The 11,192-nt window shown below is 70.8% G+C and carries 14 protein-coding genes and 1 pseudogene; 5 read left to right on the forward strand and 10 right to left on the reverse strand.

Annotated features, from left to right (window positions below; translation table 11 throughout):
* The first annotated feature begins 330 nt into the window (after positions 1-330).
* Entirely contained in the window at positions 331-804 is a 474-nt protein-coding gene (locus tag ABIA38_RS23690; protein WP_424640783.1) for a hypothetical protein, read from the forward strand.
* Positions 805-964: 160 nt separating this feature from the next.
* Here ABIA38_RS23690 and ABIA38_RS23695 read toward each other — a convergent pair whose 3' ends face one another.
* The 6 genes from ABIA38_RS23695 to ABIA38_RS23720 form a co-directional block, all read right to left on the reverse strand.
* Positions 965-1,639, reverse strand: a complete 675-nt coding sequence (locus tag ABIA38_RS23695; RefSeq protein ID WP_424640784.1) for an alpha/beta hydrolase — start codon at positions 1,637-1,639, stop codon at positions 965-967.
* A gap of 37 nt (positions 1,640-1,676) precedes the next feature.
* Positions 1,677-2,195, reverse strand: a complete 519-nt coding sequence (locus ABIA38_RS23700) for a pyridoxamine 5'-phosphate oxidase family protein (protein WP_424640785.1) — start codon at positions 2,193-2,195, stop codon at positions 1,677-1,679.
* A gap of 139 nt (positions 2,196-2,334) precedes the next feature.
* The gene (locus tag ABIA38_RS23705; protein WP_424640786.1) at positions 2,335-3,357 is read right to left on the reverse strand and encodes an RNA polymerase subunit sigma-70; all 1,023 of its coding nucleotides are present in this window, start codon (positions 3,355-3,357) and stop codon (positions 2,335-2,337) included.
* A gap of 177 nt (positions 3,358-3,534) precedes the next feature.
* The gene (locus ABIA38_RS23710; RefSeq protein WP_424640787.1) at positions 3,535-4,683 is read right to left on the reverse strand and encodes a cystathionine gamma-synthase; all 1,149 of its coding nucleotides are present in this window, start codon (positions 4,681-4,683) and stop codon (positions 3,535-3,537) included.
* Between the two features lie 104 nt (positions 4,684-4,787).
* On the reverse strand, positions 4,788-5,567 hold the full coding sequence (locus ABIA38_RS23715; RefSeq protein ID WP_424640788.1) for a hypothetical protein: 780 nt from the start codon (positions 5,565-5,567) through the stop codon (positions 4,788-4,790).
* A gap of 57 nt (positions 5,568-5,624) precedes the next feature.
* Positions 5,625-6,473, reverse strand: a complete 849-nt coding sequence (locus ABIA38_RS23720; RefSeq protein WP_424640789.1) for a hypothetical protein — start codon at positions 6,471-6,473, stop codon at positions 5,625-5,627.
* 442 nt (positions 6,474-6,915) lie between these two features.
* Between ABIA38_RS23720 and ABIA38_RS23725 the strand changes: the two genes are divergently transcribed.
* From ABIA38_RS23725 to ABIA38_RS23735, 3 genes are all read left to right on the forward strand, one after another.
* The gene (locus tag ABIA38_RS23725) at positions 6,916-7,266 is read left to right on the forward strand and encodes a type II toxin-antitoxin system RelE/ParE family toxin (protein WP_424640790.1); all 351 of its coding nucleotides are present in this window, start codon (positions 6,916-6,918) and stop codon (positions 7,264-7,266) included.
* Between the two features lie 4 nt (positions 7,267-7,270).
* Positions 7,271-7,567 carry a helix-turn-helix domain-containing protein gene (locus ABIA38_RS23730; protein ID WP_424640791.1) on the forward strand — a complete coding sequence of 99 codons (297 nt, stop codon included), beginning with the start codon at positions 7,271-7,273 and terminating at the stop codon, positions 7,565-7,567.
* 124 nt (positions 7,568-7,691) lie between these two features.
* Positions 7,692-8,639, forward strand: coding sequence for a fibronectin type III domain-containing protein (locus ABIA38_RS23735; RefSeq protein WP_424640792.1), 948 nt, complete (start codon positions 7,692-7,694; stop codon positions 8,637-8,639).
* 10 nt (positions 8,640-8,649) lie between these two features.
* On the opposite strand, the gene ABIA38_RS23740 is transcribed toward ABIA38_RS23735, so the two are convergent.
* Genes ABIA38_RS23740 through ABIA38_RS23750 form a run of 3 tightly spaced genes read right to left on the reverse strand, consistent with a single transcriptional unit; the run spans position 8,650 to position 9,926 of the window.
* Complete coding sequence (locus tag ABIA38_RS23740; protein WP_424640793.1) at positions 8,650-9,153, reverse strand: DUF4186 domain-containing protein; 504 nt, start codon at positions 9,151-9,153, stop codon at positions 8,650-8,652.
* A 27-nt stretch (positions 9,154-9,180) separates the two neighbouring features.
* Positions 9,181-9,699 (reverse strand): GNAT family N-acetyltransferase, encoded by a 519-nt coding sequence (locus ABIA38_RS23745; protein ID WP_424640794.1) that lies wholly within the window; start codon positions 9,697-9,699, stop codon positions 9,181-9,183.
* A 56-nt stretch (positions 9,700-9,755) separates the two neighbouring features.
* Entirely contained in the window at positions 9,756-9,926 is a 171-nt protein-coding gene (locus ABIA38_RS23750; RefSeq protein WP_424640795.1) for a hypothetical protein, read from the reverse strand.
* Here ABIA38_RS23750 and ABIA38_RS23755 point away from each other — a divergent pair.
* Positions 9,898-10,443 (forward strand): annotated as a pseudogene (locus tag ABIA38_RS23755) (NAD(P)-dependent oxidoreductase); the annotation flags it as partial. The gene ABIA38_RS23750 and the pseudogene ABIA38_RS23755 overlap by 29 nt on opposite strands.
* A 97-nt stretch (positions 10,444-10,540) precedes the next feature.
* Here ABIA38_RS23755 and ABIA38_RS23760 read toward each other — a convergent pair.
* Positions 10,541-11,179: a hypothetical protein gene (locus tag ABIA38_RS23760; protein WP_424640796.1), complete on the reverse strand. Its 639-nt coding sequence runs from the start codon at positions 11,177-11,179 to the stop codon at positions 10,541-10,543.
* Positions 11,180-11,192: the final 13 nt, after the last annotated feature.

The following is an 11,192-nucleotide window of genomic DNA, read 5'->3' on the forward strand; positions in this document are numbered from 1 at the left end:
AGGTGACCGGGTGCTGGAAATCGGGAGCGGGACAATCCGAGTTCGGCCTCACCGTGGCCGCCGATCTCACGCAGACCGTCTGGATCGGGAGTCCCGACGGACCGTCCTGGCAGCTTCCGGTCTGAGCTCGGCACCGGGTCGCGTCCGAGACGGCCCGCCCTTTCGAGTCAGGGGCAGGGCCTCGCGGGATGCCGCCGGCGGGCCCGTCGGGGTCGTGTCCGTCGTTCGGTGGACACGGGGTGTACGTCGGTCGGTCGTCCTGGTGGGGGTGGGTGGGGCGGCAGGCTGATGGGTGTCAGGGGAACGGCCGAAACGGGGAGCACAGGGATCATGAGCATCGCCACCGCCACCATCGCCTTCGCGAAGAACACCAGCACCACCACCGCCGCCACCGCCGAGGTCGAGGCGCCGAAGGGGTTGCCCGCCTGGTACTTCGCGATGGTGGGGGTGTCGGTCGGCGGGTGCGACGTTGCGCAGGGCTACCCGGCGCTGTGGGTGTACCTGATCCCCATCGTCGTGGTGAACGTCGCCGTGTCGTTCACCGTGATGCGGGCCCGGATGAAGTTCTTCAAGGCGATGATGCGCAACAGCCACACCCGGATGCTCGCGCTCGGCCTGGTGGCGATCCGGTTCGGACTGCGCCTGCTGATCCACCTGATCGGCTTCGAACTCGCCGCACAGACCGGACACCTGGTCGTGGGCGTGGTGATGGGCCTGTTCGCCACCTTCGGCGCCATCCTCGACCAGTGGCTGATCATCCGCGCCCTGCAGCGGGCTGGCACCAAGACCGCCGCCACCGCCTGACCGCCCCCTCGGCCTCTTCGACCCCGCACCTCCACCGGGCGCGGGGCCGAGCACCGTGTTCCCTCGACCGGGCCAACGCCAAGACCGCCACCGCCTGACCGAACCCCCGTCGGCCTCCTCGGCTCCGCACCCCACCGGGTGCGGAGCCGAAGCCCGTGGGTCAAGCCTGTGGCGACCGAGGCAGAGCCGTTCGATATGCCTCCAGGCGGTCGGCCAGTTGTCCCGGGTGGCTGAGGGCGACCGCGTGGCCGCCGTCGATTTCGTCGGGGGCGATGCCCAGGCGTTTGCGGACGACGCGGCGCATGAACTCGGCGGGGAAGAACCGGTCGTCGCGGCAGAGCAGGAACCGCGTCGGTACGTCCGGCCAGGCGTGCAGCGGCCACGGCTCGGTGCTCGGCGTCTCGGACTGGCGACGGACCCGCCTGGTCGCCTCTGCGGCCAGTTCGGGCGAGACGCCGTCGAGGAACACGTCCACGTCGTCGTCCCGCTCGTCCCGCTCGTCCCGCACCCACCCGGTATTGGCGAACCAGTCGCCGGGCGGTTCACCCGGTGTGGGGACCATCGCCGTTACCAGCACCAGCAGTTCGACCGGCACCCGCACACACACCAGCGGCGCGGTGAACCCGCCGAAGGACACGGCGACCACGACGAGATCGGTGCGATCGCCGATGGCGTCGACCACCACGTCGGCGTACTCGGACAGGCCGGCCGAGTCGTCCTCGCAGGGCAGGTCGGGCGCGACCACGTCGTGGCCGCGGGCCCGAAGTTCGGCCGTCAGCAGATGCCAGTACCACGAATCGGACGCAGCGCCCGGGATCAGCACGTATGTAGTCATGACGCCCACTCCGTCCACCCGCAGCCGTCGATGCTCCTCACACTCGTCCCCGGTTCTCGAATTCCGCCATGCCGATGCCTCCGGGCAGCCGGGTCAGGAAGTCGAGGACGCCGACCCAGAGCGGGCGCACCGCGATCCGGATCATCCGCACGCCGGGGTGGTCGACCTCCGCCACATTGGCCGCACCCTGCTCGTCCCCGGCGTAGCGGCGCTGCGCGAGCGCGTACTCCGGCACGATCCCGTCGACCTCGGTGACCGACGCCCGGCCGCGGATCAGCAGCACCGTCGGCGGGGTGGTGGCGGCATCGATGGTGATGGCCACGTCGGGCCTGGCCCGCAGCGCGCCGACCTTGGCGCCGCCGAACGTGGAGAACACGACCTCCGTACCCGTCCAGTGGAACAACATCGGGAACACGCGCGGTGTCCCGTCCGCCGCGACATACGCCACCCGGGCCAACTCCTTCGAGGCGAGCAGCCGCTGCGCCACGTCGCTGTCCAGCAGGCCGAGATCGCCCTGCGGCAGCGCCATCACCTCGTCGCGTAGCTCGTTCGTCATCTCGTCCGTCTCCTCGTCGCCGTCGACCACGCTTGCCGGGATCGACGACTGTTGAGACGGCGGAGCTCCCGAAAAGGAATCGGTCCACCCACTCGGCCCACCTTCTCGGTCGCTCGGCCCGACCGTCCGGGCCGGCCCATCAGCCCAGAGTCGGCGGAAGACCGAACGCCCGAAACACGCGCGGCTCGAAGGCGGTGATCTCGGCGATCCGCCCGTCCTCGATCCGGAGCACGTTGAGCACCCGAGCCCGATGGACGGTATCCCCCGGCAGCCGGCAATACCCGGCCACCGCCGGCCCGAGGTTCGCCCGGACCGGTACGCTCCGCCACTGCCCCCGATGCAGCGGCGAGTCCGGCCCGAAGGCGTGTACGGCGAAGGCCGCGACCGCCTCGCGGCCGAGGAATCGGAACGGGAGCGGCGGCATCGTCAACCGCACGTCCGCGCCGAGCAGTTCCGCGAAGGCGGCCGGATCGACCCGCTCGTGCGCGGCCATGAAGCGCTGCAACAGGGCCCGCTCCTGCGCAGTCGAAGCCGAAGCCGAAGCCGCCGCCGACGGCCACTCCAGCCGCTGTCGCGGCAGGTGCGTACGCAGGATCGGCCGCGCCCGTTGCAGCGCGCTCTTCACCGCGGCCACGCTCATGTCGAGTTGCGCGGCGGTCTCCTTCGCCGACCACCCGAGCACGTCCCGCAGGATCAGCACCGCCCGCTGCCTGGGCGCGAGATGCTGGATGGCGACGAGGAAAGCCAGTTCGATGGTCTCCTTGCGCACCGCGGCGGCGTCCGGCTCCAACAGCCGGTCCGGGTAGGGCTGGAGCCAGGAGATCTCGGCGGGCGAGGTCGGGTCGCGCTCGACCGCCCGCGCCGCGTCGAGCGGCAGCGGTTGCCGGGGATTGCGGTCGAGGAAGTCGAGACACGCGTTGGTGGCGATGCGGTACAACCAGGCCCGGAAGGTGGAGCGGCCCTGGAAGCTCTCCCGTTTGTGCCACGCGCGCAGGAACGTCTCCTGTACCAGGTCCTCCGACTCGTCGAACGAGCCGAGCATCCGGTAGCAGTGCACCTGCAACTCACGCCGGTAACGCTCGACGAATTCGGTGAACGCGGCCTCGTCGCCGGCTCGCGCGGCGGCGATCCGCGCGCCGTCCTCGGCCCCCGGTTCACCCATCGAACGCCTCCTCCGCGTGTCTCCGGCGCCGGAGTGGACGCAAGATCACGGACGAGGACCGAAGATACCGGGCCGAGCGGACCCCCGAACGGACCGCCGAGCGGGCCCGACGCCGCCGCGCCGGACGGGCCCTCCTACGGCCCGTCCGGCGCGCGATCCACCACCGAGCAGTGATCGTCAGGCCAGGGCACGTTCCAGGTCGGCCAGCAGGTCGTCGGCGGACTCGATGCCCACCGACAGGCGGACCAGGTCGCCGGGGACCTCCAGCGGAGAGCCGGCCGCCGAGGCGTGGGTCATCCGGCCGGGGTGTTCGATCAGCGACTCGACGCCGCCCAGGGACTCGCCCAGGGTGAACAGTTCGGTCCGATTGCACACCTCGACGGCGGCCTCCTCGCCGCCGTGCACGCGGAACGACACCATGCCGCCGAACGCCTTCATCTGCTTGACCGCGACGTCGTGTCCCGGGTGGCCGGGCAACCCCGGATACAGCACCTCGGCGACCTTCGAGTGCCGCGACAGCAGGTCCACGATCCGCTCCGCGTTCGCGCAGTGCCGGTCCATCCGGACACCTAGCGTCTTCAGGCCGCGCAGCGTCAGCCACGCGTCGAACGGCGCCGGCACCGCGCCCATCGCGTTCTGGTGGAACACCAACTCGGCGGCCAGCGCCGCGTCGTTCACCACGAGCGCGCCGCCGATCACGTCGGAGTGCCCGCCCATGTACTTGGTCGTCGAGTGCACCACCACGTCCGCGCCCAGCGTCAGCGGCTGCTGGAGGTAGGGCGACGCGAATGTGTTGTCCACCACGAACAGCGCCCCCGCGTCGTGCGCGACGGCCGCGAGCGCGGCGATGTCCGCGACGCCCAGGAGCGGGTTGCTCGGCGTCTCGCACCAGACGATCTTCGTCACGCCCGGCCGGATCGCCGCGCGCACCGCGTCGAGGTCGCCGGCGTGCGCGGGCGTGTAGTCGATCCCCCACCGGGAGGCGACCTTCGCGAACAGTCGGTACGTACCGCCATAGGCGTCGTCCGGGATCACCGCGTGATCGCCCGGCGCGCACAGGGCGCGCAACAGGCAGTCCTCGGCGGCCAGTCCGGAGGCGAAGGTCAGCGCCCTGGTGCCGGCCTCCAGGGCCGCGATGCATTCCTCCAGGGCGGTACGGGTCGGGTTGCCGGAGCGGCTGTACTCGTAGCCGCCACGCAGCCCGCCGACGCCGTCCTGCTTGTACGTGGACACCTGGTAGATCGGCGTAACCACGGCCCCGGTCAGCGGGTCGGGTTCCTGCCCGGCATGGATCGCCAGGGTCTCAAAGCCGTGCGATTGGGTCATGACCGAAACGGTATCCGGCCGAGCGCCCTTCGGCGCACATCCGCTTTCGCGGAGGTATGCGATCGGAGACGGGTCGGTCGGGTCGCCCGGACCGGAGTCCGAGCCTAGGCGCGCAGCAGTCGGTCGAGCATCAGCCGGGCGGCCTGCACGGTACGGGTGCGTACGTCCGGCAGCCGGTCGGCGCCGGGGGCGCTGAAGTAGGCGGACATCGCCACCGCTTCCTTACGCACGGTCACCACCACATAAACGTACGGGATGCCGCCCGACTTGAGGTTCATCGTGCCCTCCTCGGCGAACACCTCGTCGGCCTCGGGGAACACCGGCTGCGCGGCGCCCGGGGTGTCCTTGGCCTGGGTGCCGTCGGTGTAGGTGCGGGTCGGGCAGCGGTCCTTGACCTGGTGCGCGTTCTGCACCTGGTCGTGCGCACCGCGCGCGTCCTTGTGCACGATCGTGCTGGTACTGCCGCTGGAGAGGGTGTTGGGCTGTGCGGCGTCCGGCAGTTGCACCTGGCGTACCCACTGGCCGATGATGCTCGGCGCCAGCGGGACGGTCTGCTGGGTGCAGTCGGCGGCGTAGTCCGTCCAGGTCTTGCCGGCGAACTCGTACGTGCTCTGCTTGACGAAGCCGGTCCCCCAGTCCTCGGGGGTGAGCGCTATGGAAGTGGCGAGCGCCTGGGCCTGCTCGGGGGTGCGGTTCGGCGGCGCGGAGGTGGTGACCGGGGCGCCGGCGGCGCCCGGGTTGCCGGAAGGGGCGCTCGCCGGCGCCGTGTTCGGGGTGACCGCGAACGGGTCACCGCCGCTCTTCGCGCACCCCGTCGCCGCCAGCATCAGGGCGCCGAGTATCGGACCGATCGCGCGGACTGCGGTGCTGCTCGTGCCGGACATGCCGATGATCCCCCCGTGAACGTGAACCCCCATGGTAATCAGCCATGTTGTCCCGGATCAGCGCAGTTGCAGCTGGGTCCGGGCGACCATCTTGGCGAGCGCGTCGATGGCCTGGTTCTTGGCCGACTCGAACGTCTTGTCGCCGCGGTCGACCACCGCCGCGGTGAGCACCGCCTGGCCCTGACGTGCCGTCACCCACACGTACCGGAACGGCGCGCCGCCGTGGCCGCCGAACCACTGGGCGCGCGCGACATGTACCTCGTCGATGCCCTGCACGGTCAGGTCGAGGATCTGGATCCCGTTGAGCTGCTCGTCCCCGACGAGCACCTGATCCGGGCAACGCCGCCCGTCGGCGACGCCGGTCTGCATGTCGGTGCGGGCGGCGGCCGTACTGGAGTAGACCGTCGCGGACGACGTGGCGAGCGTCTTGCTGAGATTGTCCACGCTCGGCTTGCCGTCCGGGATGTACACGTAGCGCGCCATGGTCGCCAGGGCGCCGGGGACGGTGCCCTGGACCACCTGCTTGCAGTCGGTGCCGGTGACCACCCGATCGAGGCCGGTGTACTCGTAATTCTTCTCCTGCGGCACATAGTTCGGCCCCCAGTCGGCGGGGACCAGCGCAACGGTGCCGACCAGGGTCTGCGCCTGCGCGGCGGTGAGCACGACATCGGCATGCGCGGTCGCGGAGGCACCGACCGACGCACTCGTCACCGGCGGCGCGGGCGTGACCGGATCCGGCGAGGGCGGCGGCGGGGGTTCGCTGGTCTGTCGCGAACTCGCCGAGACAGTAGGCGAATCGCTCCTCTTCAGCCCGAACGGACTGCCATGGGACGAGCCCCCCGAGCACCCCACCAGCAGCGCCCCACCGAGCACCAGCGCCGTCCCCACCGCCACCACGCGCATCATGGATATGCCCCCGGTTTCCTAAGCGTTGCTCCAAAGACCATTGAAGCGGTCGGTGCACCCTCCCGCGCCCGGAACCACCGGACTGCCCGGGTCCGCCGCGAGCTCGTGGGAGTTACCCGCGAAGGCAACGAGAGCGGCCTTGCTCGACGACGAAGGCGCGCGGGAGTCCTCAAGCGTCGCGAAGTGTTCGGTACGGTTTCTCCGCCTCAGCCGAACAAATTCGGAAGCGGCGACGTCCTGCGCGATCGGTCCGCCGTTCGACGGCGCTACCCGCCGTAGTCGTCGCGGGCAGCCACGATCCGAATGCCGTCGGCGGCGGTCTTGTGGATCAGGCGGCGATCGGGGTGTCAGCCGACCCCAAGGCATCCCTCGTCATACCCGGTCGGGTGAAAAGCTCGGCGAACGAGCCGCGAGTCTCGCTCGACTTCATAGCATCAACGCTATGAATTGGGGTACCGTCGAAATGGAGCCGGACGTCCAGGCGTGGCTTGAAGGCTTGTCGATCGCGCAGTTCGCATCGGCAGCCTTCTACATCGATCTGGTCGCTGCTCAGGGCCCGCTCCTTGGCGAGCCGTACACGCGCCAGTTGGACGGCAAGCTTCGCGAGCTCCGTTTTCACCTGGATGGCGATGCCTTTCGGGTCACCTACTGGATCGCTTCGGGGCGGAGGATCATTCTGCTGACCGTATTTCGCAAGACGAGGATGGTCGAGACGCGCGAGGTCGAACGGGCCCGACGAGCGTTGCAACGATGCATTGAGCAAGCTCATACAGCCGACGATGGCAAGGAGTAGGCGCATGACCGGTCGCGGCGATTGGCAGGAGATCCGCTCACGTCGGATGGCGGAGGCGGGCGCGGAAGAGGCATATGAGGCGGCTCGCATCGCATTCGAGCTCGGGCGCAGCGTGCGGGAGATGCGGGAACGACACGGACTCACGCAGGCCGTACTGGCCGACGCGGCCGGGATGACGCAGTCTGCCGTGGCGCGTTTCGAGGCCGGTGGAACCATCCCGACGATTCAGGTTCTGGAGCGCTTGGCCAAGGCATTGGATGCCGAGCTGACCGTCCGACTGACCCCGCGCGCTGCTGCCTGACGATCTCGGGCGAAGAGACCCGCACGAGAGTGGGCCGCCCTGCTCTTGTTCGGGAGTGGAGTGCTGTGCCATATATGTCTAGACCAATTTGCTCTCGGCGGAGAGAGGCATCGTGGTGCGGCGGATGGCGTGGATCGGCTCGGTCGTCGCGTTGGCGGTGGCCGGGTGTTCCGATGGCGGGCGGGATACCACCGCGCCGGCGGTGCCGATCGAGGTGAGTGCGTTCGCGTCGAGCTCGGTGTCGGTGCACGTGATGTGGCGGGCCGATCCGAGTGTCGCGGTGTTCGAGGTGTATCGCGGCGACACCAAGGTGCTGGACGTGACCGGCGGGCGGCACATGGTCGATGTCGGCGGGCTGACCCCGGGCACCTCGTACTCGTTCTTCGTCCGGGCCAAGGACAAGGCCGGCAACGTGTCCCCGGCCAGCACGCGGGTGCCGGCCACCACACTGTCCGTCGCGCAGGGCGAACGTGTGCCGCCGACCGCGCCGCGCGACGCGCGCGGGCAGGCCCGGGGCAAGGACGGCGCGACGCTGGCCTGGGAGGCGGCCACGGACGACGTGGGGGTGACCGCGTACGACATCTGGCAGGGCGGCGTCCGGGTGCACAGCGTGACCGGGGATCACACCACGGCGGTGGTCACCGGACTGCGGCCGGGCACCGAGTACCACTTCACCGTCACCGCGCGCGACGCCGCCGACAACAAGTCACCGGAGAGCAACCCGGTCACCGTCGTCACCGAACAGGGCACCGGCAACGGCCGCAACACCGCGCCGACCGGATTGCGGGCGATCCCCAGGACCGCGGTGGACGGCACGTACGTCGACCTGACCTGGACGCCGCCCGACGTGGACGGGACGGTCGCGAGCTACGAGGTCTACCTGGACGGGCAGTTCCTGACCACGGTGATGTGGGGTGTCGCACCGCCGCCCGGCGACGTGCGGTACAGCCTGCCGCTGGGCGATCGGCCCGCGCTCGGACACGTGCTCAAGATCCGGGGACAGTTGCCCGACGGTACCTGGGGCGTCTACTCGGACGACCTGGTCATCGCCGCCGCGCCGGCCGGGTCGTGAGCGGTGTGGCTCAGCGGGACTTGGCCGCGCGGGTGGCGCGGGCGGACCTGGTGGAGCCGGTCGGGTTCTCCGGCACGGTCGGCATCGCCGAGCGCGCCGCCCGGGCGCCGCGGCCGGTCGGCTTGGCCACCGGGCCGATCTCACGCTCGAGCCACCGGCAGATCACATTGACGACGTAGTTGAGCTCGGCCTTGTCCAGCGGCCGGCCCTTGGCGATGCCGTGCAGCTCTTCGAGGCAGCCGCGGCAGCACGTGCCGGTGGCGTGTTGCGCGACGAAGACCGGGTGCCCCCGGTACGGGGTCTGCCGGCCCTCCTTGGCGGGCTTGGCCGGGCCCAGGCGGCGGGCGATCAGGTCGTACGCGTACCAGCGCACGCCCGACTCGCCCAGCGTCAGGGCAACGGTGCGTTCCCGACCGGGAAGGTGGAACTTGGCGCGGGACGGGAGCTTGTCGATCGCGTCCAGGCGGGCGTCGAGCGGCTCGGGCCTGGCGCCCTTGGAGGTCTTGGTTGTCATATCGCCTCCAACGGTAACCCGTCCGGCTCAGCCCAGGTGCTTGTGGAAGATCGTGGTGGAGCGCAGTACGCCCGACGGATCCGCCGCGTAGGAGGGGATCGCGCCCGACTCGACCCAGCCGGCCCGCTTGTACAGCCGCTCCGCGTCGCTGCCGGTCTGGGTGTCCAGGGTGAGCAGGCTGCGCCCGGACGCCGCGGCGAACTGCTCGGCGGTGGCCAGGAGTTCGCGGGCCAGCCCGTTGCCTCGGGCGCGCCGGTGGACGAGCAGCTTGGCGATCGTGGCACGATGCCGGCTGTTCGGCATGCCGGCGAAGCGCAGCTGAATGGTCCCGGTGACCCCCTGGTGATCCGAGGTCGCCCACACGATGACGCGATTGCTGCGTATCTCGGCCCCCTGCGCCGCCCACCACTCGGCCGCCGCGTCGATCGGCAACGGGGCCAGGAAGCCGACCCCGGCCCCGTCCTCCACCGCGTCGACGAGCAGCGCGGCCAGACCGGGGGTGTACGTGACGAGATCGATCGCGGAAAGCCGGACGGGCGTTGTCATACGACCATTCTCCCGCGCACCCGTTCGACCCCCGGGGCTACCTCAGGAGGAGATCCTTATCGTCCCTGGGTGCGGTCGTAGGTCTCGCGGTTGGCGAGGACCTCGGATACGTGGGCCTCGGCCCAGTCCTGGACGGCGCGGTAGGTCTCGATCAGGCCTTCGCCGAGTGGGGTCAGGGTGTATTCGGTGCGCGGCGCCGAGACGCACGAGAAATCGACGGTGGTCACCGGCGACGTGACCGATCCGGGCTCCGTCGCCTCGATCGCGGCCGGGCACGACGCGGTGGTCAGCGCGATCGGCGGCGACTATGTGGACGGCGCCGCGCACGCCGCCCTGGTGGCCGCCGCGGCGGCGGCGCTGACCGAGGGCCTGCGCTCGCTCGGTGCCGAGGCCCCCGCGCTCGGCCTGTTCGTGGTGGGCGGCGCCGGGTCGCTGCGCCTGGCGGACGGCTCGCGGGCCTGGGACGGCGAGGGCCTGCCCGAGCTCGCGATCCAGGTGATGTGGGGTCAGGGCGCGGCACTGGACCACTACCGCACGGTCGACGACGTGACCTGGACGTACCTGTCGCCCGCGGCCGACATCGGGCCGGGCGAGCGGACCGGGGCTTATCGCACCGGCCTGGACGACCTGGTCGTGGACGCGGACGGGGTGAGCCGGATCTCGGTCGCGGACTACGCGGTGGCGATGCTGGACGAGATCGAGAACCCGAAGCACCGGGGCAAGCGGTTCACCGTGGCGTACTGAACGGCGGATTCGCCGTAGGCGGGGTGCTCGGGGTGGGGCGGGGCGCCTGGGCGCGGCTCGCTGCCCGGGCACCCCGCCCCACCGCGCCTCACCCGCCCTATTGGCTCAGGTAGTCCAGAAACGCGGCGACGTCGACGCCCGGCTCGGACGCGTGCAGGAGCGCGGCCAGCCGGTCGTGATAGGCGGGCGGCCGGATCTCGTCGGCATCCGCATCCGCGCTCGCGCCCGCGTCGTCGTCCGGTCCGTTGAGGTACTCCACCACGTAGGCCTGGGTGAAGCAGGCGAGGAGCCCGAGGAAGTCGGTGGGCGTCCTGGCCACCCAGTACGGCCGCCAGGAGCCCGACCCGTGCATCGCGATGCCGACGGGGGTGCCCGGTGTCCCGGTGTCGGCGATGAACGGATCCGCCGAGTGGTCGGCGACGACCACCCATGAGTCCGGCCAACCGGCTTGCCGGCGCCCGTCGTTGCCGTTCGTCCGGTAGCCGGACTGATAGGCCGCCAGTTCCCGGCCGGGGGTCAGGGTGATCCCGCCGAGCGGGGCGGGGATGTGTACGCGGTGCACCGGACCGGCCGTCGCGTAGAGGTCACGCAGTTCGGCAGAGAACGCCAACTCCCGGGCCACATCCCGAAGTTCGGCGACCGGCCCGGGACCGAACGACGCATCGACACCGGCCCGCCGCAACACCTCGCCCAGCCGCCGACCCGCCGACGCGAGCGTTTCCTCGAAAGCCGCCATGGGCGGAGCCTAC

It is taken from the genome of Embleya sp. AB8 (assembly GCF_049739465.1).
Taxonomy (GTDB): Bacteria; Actinomycetota; Actinomycetes; order Streptomycetales; family Streptomycetaceae; genus Embleya.